Genomic DNA, 16,125 nt, shown 5'->3' on the forward strand with positions numbered 1-16,125 from the left:
ACGACCACGAACTGGAAGGTGACGCATGTTCACCGAAGGCCACCTGACCCGAACCCCGGGACACGATCCCCGGTGGATGCTGTTCGCCGTCCTGGATGTCGCCACCACCGGCTACCACCCCGAGCGCGATGACCGGATCTACGAGGTGGCCGTTGCCCGCATGCGCGGAGACGGCGCCGTCGTGGGCGAGTACTCCACCCTGGTCAATCCCCGGCGCCCGGTCCCCTACGAGGAACACGCGGAGATCACCGACGCCCACGTCGCCAAGGCCCCCGGCTTCGACCGGGTCGCGGGGGACCTGCTCGCCCACCTGGCGGATGCGGTGGTGGTCGCCCACAAGCTCGACCACGAGGATCGGTTCCTCGACAGCGAGCTGAACCGAATGGGCGTGCGAGTCTCCGGAGTTCCGGGCCTGTGCACGCTCCGGCTCCTGCGCAGCCAGCTCGACACCTGGCCCTACAAGCAGCGGCACCTGTACCGGCTGCTGATCGGGGGTTGGCCGGCGTGGCGGTCGAACGCGCTGTCCAGCGCCCGCCAACTCGCGCACGTGCTGCGCATCCTCATCGCGGAGGGCCCACAGCCCCTGCACTGGAACGGACCCGCGCCCGTGGCGCTCCTGGCGGTGCCGCGCACGGGTGTCATCACCCCCTACATCGTCGACATGAACGGTGTGGACAAGGGGTGGCTCTCCACCCTGGCCGCGGCGCTGCCCGATATGGACCCCTCGCCCGAACCCTCGCCCCGAGAAGCAACCGTCTACCGGGCGACCCTCGACCAGGCCCTGGCCGACGGGAAGGTCGTTGCGGAGGAGGCCGAACGGCTCGCGGAACTGGCCACCGCGGCGGGGTTCACCCAGACCACGATCCGCAGGGTGCACGAGCAGGTGCTGTTGGAGGCACGGACCCGGGCGGAGGCCGACGGCGTGGTGACCTCGGCCGAGTTGCGGGAGCTGGAGAGGGCGGCGGCCTACCTGGGGACCGGACACGTCATCCAGGACCTGCTGAACCTGGCTGCGCAGGAACGGGAGCGCAGGAACGGACCCCTCAAGGGGTGGCGCATCGTGCCGGTCGGGACGTCAGAGGCCATCGACGAGGCCGTGTCGTACGCGGGTTCCCAGGGGGCGGCCATCGGGGTCAACGTCACCAAGACCGTGCGGCTGGTCATCGCCGAAGAGGGGGAGACCGATCCCAAGGTGCGGCGCGCCATCGAGGGCGGCCACCGTGTGGCGACGCCGGAACAGGCCCGTGAGGTGCTGCGCGAGGCGGTGAGCCAGGCGGAGTCCCGTCTGTTCGGTGAGCGGGAGCCGGTGGAGGACGACGACCGCGGCGCCGGCGAGAACGACCGCTCGTGGCGGGCCTCCTGGCGGCCCCGGGAACTCGGCCCAGGGGACTACCACCGCGAGTTCGTGGCCCCCTACGCCGACCGGGACCGTGCGGAACGTCGGCCTGTCGCGGCCGCCCTGTGGCCCCTCTGAAACGGCTATCGGACCTTTGAAGACCTCCGGTCCTCCGGTGAGCGCATCGGAGGACCGGAGGTGACCGGGTACGGGGTCCGGCCCGGCGTTCAGTCCGTGACGATGGTGATCGTCCTGTCGGCGCCTCCGGCTCCCGGTGGAGCGTCATGTGAAAATCCCCTGGGAGTGTACGAATTCCCCTGGTGTTGTCGATGTCAGCCCCTCCTCAACCGCATTCGTCGCCCTCTCCTCTCTCCTCTCTGCGAGCCATGTGCCACTCCCGGCACTGCCCACTGGCAGACACCTGTCACCGTGTGGTCACAGCACAATGACCGCGTAACGGATACCCGGTACCACCTCCTCCGTGAAAGGAAGAACGGAGCGGCCCGGTACCCCTCCGAGGCCGGTCCCACCCCCACGGAGGCCCCATGGCGCACAACCACTCCTGCGCGAACGCCAAAAACCCCGGTTGCCGCTGCTCCGGCTGTGGCGGCAGCCTGCACGGCTGGCCCGCCCACTTCGAACGCGCGGCGGGATCTCCGAGCGAACGCGACCGCTTCCGCCGCCACACCGACCTGGAATGGGTGTCCGCCCTCGGAACCGGCAAGACCCGCGAGAACCGCTTGCAGGCCCCCACCCTACGGCTGAAGCGGGCCGGGACCACATGTGCGGCCGCCGACGCCGCCGACTGGCTCGCCCGCGACCCCGACCTCATCACCGCGGGGCGCGACCTGGGCCACTCCCTGCACGACACGGCCCTGCCCGAACTGCACCGCCATGCCGCACAGCATCCCGACCGCTTCCCCGGCGCCAAGGAGCTGGACAAGACCATCCCTGGGCACTTCTGGTGCACCCTCCTTGCCGAACTCTCCGGGGCCGGGGACACGGTCCAGCGCTACTCCGACCGAGTACCGGAACTCGCCAAGCAGGTCCTCCTCGATGGCGAGATCCCTCCGGACTGGGGACCGGTGCAGAACCATCTTGCCGAGGCCGCGCTGACCGCGGTCTGGAAGTGCGCCGGCAGCGTCCTCCTCGGCGACTTCACCGGCCTCATCCGCATCGCGCGCCTCGTGTCCCTGTTCATCTGCCCCGACCCGGCCAGGCACCCGCTCATCGTCCGCCGCTCGCTCGTACCCCTGGTCAAGGAGGACGTCATCACCGAGACCACTTTGACCCGCCTCCAGCAGGCCTTCCCCACCGACCCCGCTCCCTGACCCCGGTAAGCCCCGGCCCGAGGGGCGGCGTGCTCACGAAGCAGGCCCCGTGCTCGGCTTATCCGTATCTTCGCTACCCGGGTGGAGGAGAAGGTTGGGATCATTCGTCACTGATAGGCGATCAGTTCGTTTTCTCCCCAGTGTTCTCCGCCGACCAGTAGCACAGCCCCAGGGACGCCGACCAGGGATCCCGGGAACTGGGAGAGACTCGTGCTCTGAAGGGCGGGCAGACCAGGATCGAGGAGTTTGGTCTCCCCGGTTTCCCATGAGGTGAATCCGATGGTTGCCGTTGTTTCGTCGGTGTCGCTTTCAACGATTTCGACACCTACTACGCCTTCTGGTAAAGGTAGGGCGTGCCTGCTCTCCTCGGATTCCTCGAGGTTTTCGGAGGTCTCCATCGACGCGATGGGATCCAAATCAGCGTTGAGCAGCTCGTAGTGGCTTCCTTGAGCGGCTGTCGCCTGTATCAGGATTCCGTTTTCATGGAAAGCGATGACACTCCCCTCGGCGCTCACTTCGATTTCGCCGCTCTCGATCCCGATGGCATGCACTTCGCGGCTCTCATTGTTGGCGAGTAGAACCGAATCTTCTTCGACGGCGAAGGAAATTCTGGGAAACCTGTTCTCTGACGAGTAGGCGAATTCCTGACGCCAGAGTTCGGTTCCGTCCGCCAGGTCTACGGCGACCACCGCTACAGCCGACTCGAAGGGGCGGTGACCACCGTCCTCAGGGGTGCACGTGACGAGGACGAGCAGTGTCGACCCGTGGATGGCGGTGTCGTCCTGGCTGGAGGGCAGTTCGGGTGCGATTTCACAGGACAGGGGCTTCTCCTGTTGCCAGCGTTGTGTGCCATCGTCTACCTCGATGACCGACAGCGGCCGGTACTCCTCCAGTACACCTTCCGGCCGGTGCACCCGCTCGGCCTCGGACACTCGTCGCAGATCCCAGGGTGCCAGATCTTTTCTGACCCGGAACTCTCCCTTGACGGCACCCGTGCCCGCGTCGAGGATCAGCGTCTCTTCGGGCGGTTCTTCTCTGTCGGGTCCGCGGGCGACCAAGAACGCGGAACCATCGGCAGTGAGGCCTGCGGAGAAGAACTCCTCCTCGGAGACCAGGTGGCTCCACACCTCTTCACCGGTGTCTCCGTGGAGAATGACGATTCCCGTGTCGAGTGTCACCGCCGCCCCCATCGCCACGGGTTCAACATTCAGTATTCTGCTTTCTTCCGGTGCCTGCCATTCCCAGCCGACTTCGGAAACATATTCGACGGCGCCCGGCGTGGAAAACTCACCTCCTGTAGCACCTGGGCTGCCGGGCCAGCCCGCTGAAGAGCAGGCTGAACTCAGCAGGCACAGGAAGGTCGCCGCAACAAGGGCTGGCATGCGACGGCTTCTTTCGGGCTTGGACATCGGTCCCCTTGTCCTAGGAATTGGTTACAATGTTGTAGTATTCATCGTAGTCCAATCCATAGGTTTCAGTTCTTGCGGAGACTGGGCTCTCGCTGTTATTTCTGAATCCGGATTTAATGGAGTCGTTGACGTCATTTCTGGTTACGGGTGAAAGTGGTTCGCCTGCTGCCGACTCTACCTCTTCAGAGTAAACCCACTCCTCCCAATTGGCGATGAGTCGCCCGTCAGAGTCAAGTACTGCGGCCTCGCTCGGCAGGGAGAAGCCGAATTCACGAAACTCTTCGGGGCTCATGCCGGCGGCTGCTTGGATCATGGCGTTGTTCTTGAGTTGGAGAAGATATTTTCCTGAATGATCCTCTTCGGGATTGGGGACATGGGAATCTGCGAGCGATTCCTTGATGGTGACCTTGAGGGCCTCGACTCCCATGTCTGCTATGGGTAGGCCGTCTGGTGTCGGAACCCCTGAGAAGAGGATGTCCACAACGTTCCCTGTCACCTTGTTCCTGTAGTCGATCGAGGCGTTCGTGTTGTTCGGTCGGGCTGCCCCGACGTCGGCCAGGGCATTGTCGAGGATCCCGTTCAATATGCCCGCTCTTTGTGGGATCTGAATATCTTCGCTCCGCTCGCCCTCGCCCATGTACGGTCCCATTTCTTCTGTTGCGGCGAAGAAGAGCTCAGTTTTGAGGAAGGTTGCCGCCTCTTCGGATCCCACGATGTACTCGGCGAAGACTTCACGCCTGTCCATGCTGATCTGTGGGTTGCCCACCGGATCGAAGGAGCTGGCCCCTTCTTCGCTGCCACTTTCGATCGCATTGGAATCGATTCCGTAGTCGCTTCCCATGGCATCCAGGGTGGCGAGAAATATGTCTGCGAAGGAGTAGGCGATCTCCGGATTCAGGTGGCTGAAGGAGATGTCCTCCCAAACAATGGGATCTCCCTTGTCGTCCTTGAGAACCGGGTCTTCCATTGAGTGCCCGGTCCTGCTGAGCTTGTTCTGCATCTCCTCGGATGTGACGAGGTCCACGAAGTCCAGGAAAACTCTGTCCCCGATGTCGGACTTCACTTCGTCACCGCTCTGCTGGTATTCGGTGATCCAGTCGGTGATGCCGCTGACAGCCGCGCCGTCGTCCTCCCAGCTGTGGGTGTAGAACGTCTCCAGGAACTTCTCCGGACTGAGGTCCCCGTGGCTTTCGTAGTGTTCGTAGGGGTTCCCTTCGAAGTCCTCGCCGGTGAGAACGATGTGGTTTGCCTCATCGTTCCTGCTGGCCACCTCGATGATGTTCTGGAAGTTCTCGTCCCCTGGCTTGCCGGGGGAGAAGTAGGGGATATCCAGGGTGGCGGCGACCGTCCCCATGAGCGCGGTGGAGAACTCCGTGCCGCCCTGGACTCCGGGGCCGGAGCTGTCAAGGAACGTGCTCAGCGTGGTGAACGGGCGCCCCCAGGCGCTGTAGGCCTCGGCGAAACCGGGGAGCTCTGAATCGTGGTTGAGCTCGTTGACGTCCGGGAACTCGGGAATGTCCAGGACGTCTCGCACGTCCTGGGGCAGCCGTCCCACACCGCCGCCGATGCCTTCATCGGACAGGACGAGCATCGAGTTCGCCAGGTGGCGATTGATGTCTTCCCGTAGCGAGTCGCTGATGTGCTCACTGCTGTTGACCTGGTCCACGAATCCGAGGAAGCCCTGGTCGTCGCCGCCGATTTCCTCAAGGTCGCCGAAGAGGGTCTCCAAGAACTCGACCTCACCGTCCAGCAGCTTTTCTCCGCTCTGCTGGGCGGTCAGGCCGCGGGCGACCACGGCGGATATCAGCGCGAGGTACTCGGGATTGTCCTCCAGTAGTTCGAGGCTGACTTCATTGCCGTCCAGAACCGCATGGCCGAGGTGCGTGGCGATGAGCTCGGCCTGGCCCTCATCCACGTGGTAGTAGTCGAAGTCCCCGGTCGTGTAGAAACCGATGTTCTCGTTGGTGCCGAAATGACCGCCGTCCGCAAGGGCCCTGATGTTCTCCGGGGTGGGTCCCCCCTTCAATATCTCCCGGGACTCGTCACACCTGGTCTCCAGATCTCGCCACGCCTTGTCGGCCTTGAGGTTGTACGACTCGATGATCTGCTGTGCGATCATGAGGTTGTCAGGTTCCGCGGAGTTGGCGAGCGCGGTGGAAAGGTCTCCCTTGATCTCCTCGATCTTGTTCTCGTACCACTGCACGTCGGTGCTGATCTTGTCGAGGACACCATAGGCGTGGGTGCAGGCCAGCATCGAGCTGCTCCAGGCGAACTGGTTTTCATTTGCTGCTGTACTGAGATTCTCACTGATCATGTCGGAGAACTCGAACGCCACATGGGTTGTGATGGTGTTGTAGCCACCGGACCGTCCGATGATGAGGGAGTGGAGTTCCGCGAACGCATCCCTTGCGGAGGCGACGGTTCCACGGTCGATCTCGCATTCGTTGTAACTGAGCGCGGACAAGTCATGGACTCCTGGGGTGATCCTGGGATGGAGGAGGTCAGTAGGGCTGGATTCCGTTGATGGGTATGTCGAACCCCTCGCTCGACTCCAGATCCGTCACGGCCGCCTCGCGGGCGCCCGCCTGGACGTTCCCGGCGAGTGTCCGCGCGTGATCGCCGACCTCGACCATGTGCTGTTCGTGGTCGGTGCCGAAGGTGCCCCAGCCGGTCACTCCAGGGGCGCCGCTGACTGCGCTTTTAGCGGTTTGGACCGCCTCGTTGAAGTCAGTGGGAAGATCGCGAAGCCGTGCTGCGGCTTCAGCTGAATCCGATCCGCCTGCATGGGCGTCGTCGACGTTCACGCCTGTGCCTTCTGACACGCCCCCACCCGCCTTCCTTCTCTCAAGTCCTCGTACGTTCGGTACGGCGGCTCTTAAGAGCTCATCTCATTTGGTTTCTCGGTAGCCTGCTCCTGTGTCGATGGTGGAACGGCTGGTGCCGGACGAGCTGTGGGAACTGTTCCAACGGGTGGTGCCCGAGGCGCCCACCCGCCCCCAGGGCGGTGGGCGGCGCAGACACGGTGACCGGCAGGTGCTGGCCGCGATCATCTTCGTGGCCACCAGCGGCTGTACCTGGGCTCAGCTCCCGCCGGTGTTCGGCCCCTCCGGGCCCACCGCGCATCGGCGCTTCACCGAGTGGACCCGGGCCCGGGTGTGGGCCAAGCTCCACCGCCTGGTCCTGGACGAGCTCGGCTCCCAAGGCGAGCTGGACTGGTCGCGGTGCGCGATCGACTCGGTGAACATGCGGGCCCTCAAAGGGGGGACCTGACGGGTCCGAATCCTGTCGACCGAGGCAAGAAGGGGTCGAAGATCCACCTGATCACCGACCGGCAGGGTTTGCCCCTGTCCATGGCTATCTCGGGGGCCAACACCCACGACAGCCAGGCGCTGCAGCCCCTGGTGGAAGGGATCGCTCCGATCCGCTCCCGTCGCGGACCCCGGCGGCGCAGACCGGGCAAGCTGCACGGCGACAAGGGCTACGACTACGCCCACCTGCGCCGCTGGCTCCGGCGCCGGGGGATCGTGCACCGTCTGGCCCGCCGGGGTGTGGAGTCCTCGCAGCGGTTGGGCAGACACCGGTGGCAGGTGGAACGCACCATGGCCTGGCTGGCCGGATGCCGCCGACTTCACCGCCGCTACGAGCGCAAGGCCGACCACTTCCTGGCCTTCGCCGGCATCGCCTGCACGCTGATCTGCTACCGCCGACTCACCAAATGAGATGAGCTCTTAAGGGCCGTGGCCGCCCGATTACTCGAATGGAAGGTATCGGGGGCAAGCGGTCCTTATCAACTCGTGCATGCGGAATCCGGGTCAGAAGAGGGACTTCGGAAGTTCTTCCACCACTGGCTGTTTCTTGCGAGGCGAGGGTCGGTGCCTCTGTGTTCTGTTGCACCCACTGTCTCCTGCCGTGAACCGGACCCGGCTCGGGCGGCTCCGGGAGCGCTGGCGCTTTCAGATGGGAGAACGCTCCGGATACTACATTCGGACTTCAGAGCGCCACCCTGTGTAGTAACGCCAAGTCATGGAGACCGAAACCCCGTGCGCTGATAGGAACACGGGCCCCGCCATCACCCTCGAGGACATCCAGACCTAGGCAGACCGCCTCGAAACCCTCATCACCGACCTCGCCTACCCCCTCTTCCCCCACAGCGAGCCACGCGCCACCTTCACCGACTACGCCTGCGGGCTGCTCGCCGACGTGGACCGCAAGAACTCCTGGCGGTTCGCCGAACACGCTGGACACCGCCGTGCTTACCCCGTGGAACACCTCCTGGACGGCGCTCGGTGGGGCCACGACATTCTCACCCGCCGCACCCGCGCCCACATCCGCGACCACCTAGCCAACCCCGAGGCGGTCCTGGTCGTCGACGACACCCAGGTCATCGAGAAAGGCAGCCGGTCGGTCGGCGTCGCCTACCAGTACTGCGGCCTGACCGGACAGGTCGAGAACTGCCAGACCCTCGTGACCTGCACCTACGCCGCACCGGCCGGGCACGCCCCTACGACCAAAACCGCCCTGGCCGAGCAGACCACCTTCACTTATCTGGCCACCGACACCGTCAGGTCGAACGCGTCGGCCAGGCCGGTCATCGCTGTGGCCAGCACCTCGGCGTCCTCACTGCTCTGCTGTGCCTCGTTCGGATTCGCACCCGTTCCACCGCTCATGCGAGATGTGACCTTCCCAGGGGGTGGTACCAACCCTCGTCACCCTTGTGCCACAAAACTCCTGCTTGCCGCCATAAGTTACCGCTCCGTACTGAGAGCAACGGATCTGCCCTGAGGTTCATGGCTCGCGACCTGGGTTTCCAATGGAACCCGTGACCACTTTCGGCCAGACGAAGGTGCCCGGGCAAGAAACCCAGATCGGCTCACCGGCGTTGTCCGCTGGACTCGCGTGATCCGAGTCTGACCTTGTGCACCTCCAAACGCTGCGTGAGCAGGTGCCGGCCTGGGATCTGGGCCTGCTGTGGTGGCTGACACGGAAGGGGATACCGCAAGGGATGGAAAGTCCGTTGCGGTGGATCAGAGTGCTCATCGAGGGCCACCGGGAGCCGGTCGCCGTGCTGAGCCGCGAGCGCGCCGTCGCAGATACGCAGGAGGGTGCGTTGTTGAGAGCCAGAGCCGAGGATGCTCTGGTTCTGGAGAAGGCCCCCTGGGACCGCCGCTCGCTCCGCTCGCCCTCTGGGGGCTGCGTCTCCCACAACCTCACCCGGCCCTCCGGCGAACGAGGCGTGCGATCCGCACCCGGTCGTCCGCGGCGGCTGACACCATGGTGGAAAGCCGTGTGCTCACCCCGCTCCCGCAGTACCGCCCCCGTCCCCCCGAGTGCACAGGAGTCTTGGTGCAGTCCAACACCTACAGTCCGACCGCGATCTTCGGCAGCCACACACGGTACGTCGTCCCCCTCTTCCAGCGGCCCTACGTCTGGAACCGGGACGAGCAGTGGGAACCGCTCTGGCAGGACGTGCGATCGGTCGCCGAACGACTGCTGGAGCCCCAGACCCTGCTCGCCCCGCCGGCGCCGCACTTCCTTGGGGCCGTCGTCTTGGACCAGCAGAGCATCCCCACCGGGTACATCGCGGTGCGCCGGGTCATCGATGGGCAGCAGCGGCTGACCACCCTCCAGCTCCTGCTCGACGCGGTGCGAAGGGCGGTACGGTCGCACGGCCGATCCGAGGACGAGCCGGCGCTGCGGATCCTGGTGCGCAACGAGGCGCAGATCGCCGGCGACGCCTCCGAGATCTTCAAGGTCTGGCCGACGGACCGGGACCGGGACGGCTTCCGGGCGGCGATGGGGGAGGACGGGGTTCTCGGCCAGGGGGACTCCCCACTGGTGCGGGCGCACGGCTTCTTCTTCGAGGAGATCACGCGGTGGGCCCTGGACGACGGTGAGGGGGCACCCGGCGGGTCCCCGCAGGAGCGGCTGAACGCTCTGGTGCGCACGGTCCGCGACCACCTGCGCTTGGTCGTCATCGACCTCGAACCCGGGGACAACGCCCAGGTCATCTTCGAGACCCTCAATCACCGGGGCAGCCCGCTGCTGGCCGCCGACCTCATCAAGAACCTGCTCTTCCAGGTCGCGGAGCAGCAGGGCGCCGACGTGGAGCGGATGTACCGGGACCATTGGGCGCCGCTGGACGGTGACCGGTGGCGGGAGGAGGTCAGTCAGGGGCGGCGCATGCGCCCCCGGATCGACATGTTCTTCCAGGTATGGCTGACCATGCGGCTGCGTCGCGAGGTCCTCCAGGACCGGCTCTTCGTGGAGTTCAGGGAGCTGCTGGCCACCGGGGGGACGACGGCCGCCGCCCTGATGGAGGAGGTCGCCGCCGACGCGCGGGTCTACCAGGGCATGGCGGACGCCCCCTATCACTCCGTCGAGGGCCTGTTCCACTACCGGGTGGTCCGGGCCCTGGACACGGCGGTCGTGGCGCCACTGCAGCTGTGGCTCATGCGCTGGGACGAGTCAGACATGCCCGAGGAGCAGCGGCACCTGGCGCTGGGGGCGCTGGAGAGCTGGATCGTGCGCCGGTCCTTGTGCCGGGCGACGGTCAAGGACATCAACCGCTTGGTCGTCGCCCTCCTCCGGGCCGTGCACGAGGCGGGGCCCGCGCAGGCGGGTACAGCGGTTCAGCGGGAGCTGAAGCGGCAGACCGCCTCCTCCCGGTACTGGATCGACGACGACCAGTTGCGGACGATCCTGCGGACCGCTCCGCTGTACCGGCAGCTCACCCGCCCCCGCATGCGCATGCTTCTGGAAGCGGTGGAGGACTCCCTGCGCGGCCCGTGGGGTGAGGGACAGCCCTGCCCGCGCCAGCTCACCGTCGAGCACGTGATGCCCCAGCAGTGGGCGGAACACTGGGGGGAGGACGTGCTCGGTGACCCGGAGGCGGAGCAGGCCAGGGAGGATCACGTCCACGTCCTGGGCAACCTGACCCTGGTCAACGACAGGCTCAATCCCGCACTGTCCAACCGCCCTTGGACCGACGAGACCACGGCGGCCCGGGGGATCAACGGCAAGGGCAAGCGATCCCTGCTGCTGGAACACAGCACCCTCAAGCTCAACGCGCTCCTGGCCGTCGGCCATGAGAGGGAGTGGACCGAGACGGACATCGACCAGCGCACCGAGGAGCTGATCGACCACATCGTCCGGATCTGGCCCCGCCCCGAGCAGGAGGGGCCGGGCACCGCAGTGGTCATGGAGAACACCGCGGTGGGGGAGGGGCACGGTGACGCCGACCGGAGCGCCGCCGCCGTGGACCACCACGGCAAGTACCGGGGACTGTGGCGCTGGCTGCGGGACCGGGACGGCGACCGGATTCCGATGGACTTCGCGCAGGTGGCGGAGGCGGCCGGGGTCCCGTTGCCCGACTCGGCCTACAACCATTCCCCCCACTGGTACTCCTACGAGGGCAGCGCCCTGGGCCGGGCCATCCGTGACGCCGGCTGGCGCGCCACGAAGGTGAACCTCGACGCCAGGACCGTCTGCTTCGTCCGCTTCGACCAGGAGGGGTGACCCCGGCTCCCCCGGCTGGGCGCCCGTTCGGCGCACCGGTCCGACGCCGTGCCGCTAGGATCCGGTGGGGCCCGACGGGGCCGTTCCGCACGGCCGCCGCGGCGCAGCCTCCACCCCCTTCCCCCTACCCCCGACCGCAGGTGAATAGAGCTTTCAACGTGGATATCAGCGACCCCAGGGCGCGTAAAGCCGCGGCACTCGCCGAGGAACGCCTCCGGCTGGCCCGCATCCGTGAGGAACGGGAGCGCGGCCGCAGGGACAGCGTCTGGCAGGAGTTCGGAGCCGAATCCGAGCGGATCCCCGACCTCCGTGACACGGTCGAGGCCGTGGTCGCCGAATCGGGAGACGACGCGGGCGGCCCGGCTCAGGGGCTGCGGGCGATGCTGGAGGGGCGGATGTGCCCCGGGGCTCCCGGGCTGCTGCTGGAACTGCTACGGGACCTGCCTCCCGACACCGCCGCCGGTCACCTGGCGCGCCTGCACGGTATCGGCGTGCCCGCTCTGGCGAGGTGGACGCGCCTGGGTGAGTTGCTGCACGGGCAGCGTGAACCCGCTACGGAGGAGCTCCAGGGCCTGCCCTCGCTCGATCCGGCGTTCAGCCTGTGGCGCGATGGCGAACTGCTGCGCCGGGGCAACAGGCTGAGGAGTCTGGAGCGGTTTCTGGAGAACGCGCCTCTCCCCCTGGTCGACGACCTTGTGGACCGGGGAACCGCCTTTCCCCTCGGTGGACAGGAGCGCTCGGACCCGCAGGAGAACCTCTACCTGTTGGCGCGCCGCAGCCCGGAGAGGTTGACCGACGCGCAGGTCGAATCACTCGGTTGGCTGGAGGAGGGGTGGCGCAGACGCCTCCTGGAGAATCCCGAGTGCGAGGTGCCCGACGACGCGCCCGAGCCCGTCCGCGACCTCGCCGCCGTGGGAGGGGGCGACTCCGAGGCCCTGGCGAGACTCGTGCACACCCTGGACGAGCGCTCCCGGCAACTCGTCCGCCAGGTCCTCGGTGAACCGGAGCGGCCTTCGGTCTGGCCCAGGGCGCTGTTCAAGGACACCGACCTGTGGCCGGTCCTCGAGCGTCTGTGCGAGGGCTGGGCCCTCGAAACCTCGCAGGAGACAACGGTCCCGTTCGCCGTCTGGCGGGATCTGCGATCGGCGCACCGGGAACTCCTCGACGTACGCCCCTCCGCATACGAATATCTCGCGCCCTACACGTCCTCATCAGAGCCTTGGGTCCGGGAGGAGGCGGTGGCGATGGAGGTCTACCTCGATCTTCGCTTCTCCGAAAGCGGGGACTCCCAGATACTGCACAAGGCCCTGGAACGCCTGAACGCGCTGCCGGAGCGCAGCGCCGTCACCGAGGGCAATATCGCCTGGATCCACTCCCGGCTGGCTATGGACCGCAACAACCGCGGTCCGCTCTTCAACCCCTATCTGGAACTGGGCGTTGCCCACGGCTCCGACCAGCGCATGTGGCGGGACGCCTGGCGCAGCCTGCGCCGCCTCCTCCAGGGGCACAAACAGGAACTGTCGGACATCAATCAGGCGCGTGACCTCATCCGCGACATAGAGGCCACCGGCGGCCTGGAGAACCACCCCCTCTACATCCTCCCGGTGTTCCCCGACCGCCTCTTCCCCCGCCCGCGGGTCCCGCGGAGGTTCGTCGCAGAGCCCCGGCCCCTGGCGCGCCGGAGCGGGCCCGTGTCACAGGAACTCAGGGAGCGCATACGTACCGATGCCATCACGGCACTGCTGAACCGAGCGGTCGCGGAGAGGACACCATGAGGCGGCGAGAACGCGAAGAAGACACCGACGAGAAGATCGAACGCATCCTCAGAGAACTGAGCCCGCGGGAGCGGGAGCGGCTGATGGCCGTCGTGGCGGTCGGCATGGAACCGAAGCGGCTCATCGCCCCGCTGACGGACAGGCTCGTCGAGGTCTTCCGGGAGCACACCGAACACGAACTGACACCACAGCAGGCACGGGAGATCGCCCGTCTGGCCCTGGTGGAGAACATGGGAGCGAGGCAGACGCACCTGTCCCAGCTCGCCCAGCTCCTCCAGGACGTCGAGAAGCAGAAGGGGGAGGGCGACCCCCGGGTCCTGTCCCGCAGGATCCTCGACTTCTGCCGGGCCAGCGGACTGAAGAAGGTCACCGATACCGAGGACCTGTCCCGCTACCGGGTGATCGCCGGGCATCCGGGCCCCGGAACCACGGTCAAGGTCGTCTCTCCGGCCTTCGTGGACGAGATCAGCGGGCGCCTGATCGTCTCCGGGGAGATCCGCTTCCTGGAGGCGAAGTCCGAGAAGAGCGGCAGGGGGCGCGCATGAGTTTCGGTATCGACTTCGGGACCACCAATTCGGTCCTCGCCCGCTGGAACGGGGAAGAAGCCGAGGTGGTCGCGTTGGACAGCACCAACCTGGACCACTGGAACTACCCGGCGTTCGCGTCGTTGTTCCCCTCCATGGTCGGTGTCAGTTCGGTGCGAGAGGAGGTCCTGTTCGGCTGGGAGGCCAAACTCCGGTCCCAGCAGGCCACCGCGGCCGCCAAGCGCCTCCTGGCCGGTGATGAGCACGTCCAGGTCGGGCAGCGTTCCTGGCACGCCTCCACCGTGGCCGCGGGCATCTTCCGGACCATGCGGGACCGGGCCGAGGAGGAGCACTTCCTGGAACTGGACTCCGCGGTCGTCACCGTCCCGGCCAACTCCGCCGGGGCCGCCCGGTTCCGTACCCGGGCAGCGGCCCGCGAGGCCGGGATCAAGGTGGACTCGCTCATCAACGAGCCGACAGCGGCCGCCCTGTACTACAAGCAGCAGCTCGGCGACGACGGGCTGGAGAACATCGTCACCTTCGACTGGGGCGGCGGCACCATCGACGTCACGGTCATGGAGGCGGAGGGGAACGGCGGCCTGTTCGAGGAGCGGGCGGCCCGCGGCGTCCCCCGCCTGGGCGGTCTGGAACTGGACGACAGCCTGGCACGCCTGGTCATGGCGAAGGCGGGCAGGCGCCCCAAGGGCCTCGCCGAGAGGACCGTGTTCGCCCGCGAGATCGAACTGGCCAAGATCCGCCTGTCGAACGAGGCCGTGGTCGCCGTTCCCGCGCCCGGCGGCAGGACCAACGTGGAGATCACCCGTGAGGAGTTCGAGAAGGCGATCCGTCCCGTGGTGGAACGGGCGGTCGAACCGCTCCGCCGCTGCCTGGCCGACCTCGACCTGGTCCCGGAGGACGTCGACTCGGTCCTCATGATCGGCGGCAGCAGCCAGATCCCCCTCGTTCGGCGGATGGTCGGCGACATCATGGGGGACCGCATCGTCTCCTCGGACCTGTGCGACCCCATGACCTCCGTCGCCCAGGGCGCCGCCGTGGCAGCCGCCATCAACGGCGGCGACGTCGACATCGACCTCGCCGTGGGCACCACGCATGCCCTGGGCACCGTTTCCACACGCAGGATCGGTCCGGGCGAGGAGGTGCGGTCCTTCAGCCAGATCATCCCCCGCAACGCCACCCTGCCCCGGTCACAGGAGAAGAACTACCGGCCCAACGATGCCGGGCAGAAGCGCATCGGCGTCGAGATCTGGGAGGGGGACCCCGCGGACCCCGTCTCGGCCGAGACCGGAGCCGACAACAGGTCGAACATCTGCCTGACCAGGCTGCCCATCGACCTGCCGCCGTTCCGGGACCCGGAGGAGGCCTCCTTCACGCTCACCTACACCTACGACCTCAGCGGGCTCCTGGGTGTGCGGGCCGTTATGGACCGGGACGGCACCGTCCTGGTGGACCGTGAGATCGACGCCTTCGGCCTGTCCACGACCGGGGTGGGGGTCAGCGCGGCGAGTCTGCGCGAGTTCCTCCAGACCCGTCCCCGGATTCCGGGTGACGACCGGATCGACGAAGGGGCGGTACCGATCGCGCGTCCGGGCGCACGGTCTGCCGTGCCCTCTCCCGTCCAGGTGGCCGCCGCCGTCGGCAGACCCTCCTCCGGGGCTGCCAACACACCTTCGGGGACGGCCGTCCGGGGACAGGGGCCGCTGGTGGTGGACGGCTCCAACCTCTCCTACGGCGGTCGGGGCAAGGCCAGTCTGACCCGGCTGTATTCGGCTTTGGACGAATTGCGGGTGCAGAACCCCGGGGTCGAGATCGTCGTGGTCGTGGACGCCAACTTCCGGCACGTCGTGGCCGAGGAGGAACGGTCGGAGGTGGACCGGGATATCTCCGAAGGAGCCCTGCACCGGGTGCCGTCCCGCACGGTGGGCGGGGCCGACGTCTACCTGCTGGAGATCGCCCGACGCAAGGGCGGGACCGTTGTCAGCAACGACGGTTTCCGCGAGCACACCGACCACCACTCCTGGCTGTCCGAGCCGGGTCGGCTGCTCGGTGCCGAGGAGATCGCCGGGATGTGGGTGTTCAAGGAGCGCCGCCCCACCTCCTGAGACGCCCTTGGGGGTACGGGTGGTCTCCGGGACGCCGGAGGCCCCCGTGCCGGATCGGACCCGGTGCCGGCCTGGGAGGTCCCCGCCGTGCAGCGGCGCGGCTCGGGGGCTGGGC

The 16,125-nt window shown here is 66.9% G+C and carries 11 protein-coding genes; 8 read left to right on the top strand and 3 right to left on the bottom strand.

Features of this window, described 5'->3' with window-relative positions:
• The first annotated feature begins 25 nt into the window (after positions 1-25).
• Together K1J57_RS21345 and K1J57_RS21350 are read left to right on the top strand one after the other, a co-directional pair.
• The gene (locus K1J57_RS21345) at positions 26-1,474 is read left to right on the top strand and encodes a PolC-type DNA polymerase III (RefSeq protein ID WP_220560366.1); all 1,449 of its coding nucleotides are present in this window, start codon (positions 26-28) and stop codon (positions 1,472-1,474) included.
• A 407-nt stretch (positions 1,475-1,881) separates the two neighbouring features.
• Positions 1,882-2,667 carry a hypothetical protein gene (locus K1J57_RS21350; RefSeq protein ID WP_220560367.1) on the top strand — a complete coding sequence of 262 codons (786 nt, stop codon included), beginning with the start codon at positions 1,882-1,884 and terminating at the stop codon, positions 2,665-2,667.
• A 107-nt stretch (positions 2,668-2,774) separates the two neighbouring features.
• On the opposite strand, the gene K1J57_RS21355 is transcribed toward K1J57_RS21350, so the two are convergent.
• Genes K1J57_RS21355 through K1J57_RS21365 form a run of 3 tightly spaced genes read right to left on the bottom strand, consistent with a single transcriptional unit; the run spans position 2,775 to position 6,880 of the window.
• Positions 2,775-4,076 carry a PQQ-binding-like beta-propeller repeat protein gene (locus K1J57_RS21355; RefSeq protein WP_220560368.1) on the bottom strand — a complete coding sequence of 434 codons (1,302 nt, stop codon included), beginning with the start codon at positions 4,074-4,076 and terminating at the stop codon, positions 2,775-2,777.
• A 13-nt stretch (positions 4,077-4,089) separates the two neighbouring features.
• Positions 4,090-6,540 (bottom strand): hypothetical protein, encoded by a 2,451-nt coding sequence (locus K1J57_RS21360; RefSeq protein WP_220560370.1) that lies wholly within the window; start codon positions 6,538-6,540, stop codon positions 4,090-4,092.
• 37 nt (positions 6,541-6,577) lie between these two features.
• A complete protein-coding gene (locus K1J57_RS21365) occupies positions 6,578-6,880 on the bottom strand; it encodes a hypothetical protein (protein ID WP_220560371.1) in 303 nt (100 codons plus the stop codon).
• Between the two features lie 118 nt (positions 6,881-6,998).
• On the opposite strand from K1J57_RS21365, the gene K1J57_RS21370 reads away from it, so the two are divergent.
• The 6 genes from K1J57_RS21370 (at position 6,999) to K1J57_RS21395 (ending at position 16,010) form a co-directional block, all read left to right on the top strand.
• Positions 6,999-7,795 (top strand): IS5 family transposase gene (locus K1J57_RS21370; protein ID WP_255647210.1). Its coding sequence is split into 2 segments (ribosomal slippage): positions 6,999-7,335 and positions 7,335-7,795, totalling 798 coding nucleotides; the frame shifts between segments, so codons are not numbered across the junction.
• A 469-nt stretch (positions 7,796-8,264) separates the two neighbouring features.
• Positions 8,265-8,858, top strand: a complete 594-nt coding sequence (locus K1J57_RS33590) for a transposase (RefSeq protein ID WP_255647217.1) — start codon at positions 8,265-8,267, stop codon at positions 8,856-8,858.
• Between the two features lie 561 nt (positions 8,859-9,419).
• Positions 9,420-11,591 carry a DUF262 domain-containing protein gene (locus K1J57_RS21380; RefSeq protein ID WP_220560372.1) on the top strand — a complete coding sequence of 724 codons (2,172 nt, stop codon included), beginning with the start codon at positions 9,420-9,422 and terminating at the stop codon, positions 11,589-11,591.
• Between the two features lie 158 nt (positions 11,592-11,749).
• Positions 11,750-13,366 (top strand): hypothetical protein, encoded by a 1,617-nt coding sequence (locus tag K1J57_RS21385; RefSeq protein WP_220560373.1) that lies wholly within the window; start codon positions 11,750-11,752, stop codon positions 13,364-13,366.
• Positions 13,363-13,911, top strand: coding sequence for a hypothetical protein (locus tag K1J57_RS21390; protein ID WP_220560374.1), 549 nt, complete (start codon positions 13,363-13,365; stop codon positions 13,909-13,911). Before K1J57_RS21385 ends, K1J57_RS21390 begins: the two co-directional genes overlap by 4 nt.
• On the top strand, positions 13,908-16,010 hold the full coding sequence (locus K1J57_RS21395) for an Hsp70 family protein (RefSeq protein WP_220560375.1): 2,103 nt from the start codon (positions 13,908-13,910) through the stop codon (positions 16,008-16,010). The genes K1J57_RS21390 and K1J57_RS21395 overlap by 4 nt, the downstream gene beginning before the upstream one ends.
• Positions 16,011-16,125: the final 115 nt, after the last annotated feature.

Origin of the sequence: Nocardiopsis sp. MT53, from assembly GCF_019598965.1 — a bacterium.
Taxonomy (GTDB): domain Bacteria; phylum Actinomycetota; class Actinomycetes; order Streptosporangiales; family Streptosporangiaceae; genus Nocardiopsis; species Nocardiopsis changdeensis.

Excerpts from the sequence above, each read along its gene's own strand:
- K1J57_RS21345 (WP_220560366.1), top strand. The coding sequence starts at position 26 with ATGTTCACCGAAGGCCACCTGACCCGAACCCCGGGACACGATCCCCGG.
- K1J57_RS21350 (WP_220560367.1), top strand. The coding sequence starts at position 1,882 with ATGGCGCACAACCACTCCTGCGCGAACGCCAAAAACCCCGGTTGCCGC.
- K1J57_RS21355 (WP_220560368.1), bottom strand. The coding sequence starts at position 4,076 with ATGTCCAAGCCCGAAAGAAGCCGTCGCATGCCAGCCCTTGTTGCGGCG.
- K1J57_RS21390 (WP_220560374.1), top strand. The coding sequence starts at position 13,363 with ATGAGGCGGCGAGAACGCGAAGAAGACACCGACGAGAAGATCGAACGC.
- K1J57_RS21395 (WP_220560375.1), top strand. The coding sequence starts at position 13,908 with ATGAGTTTCGGTATCGACTTCGGGACCACCAATTCGGTCCTCGCCCGC.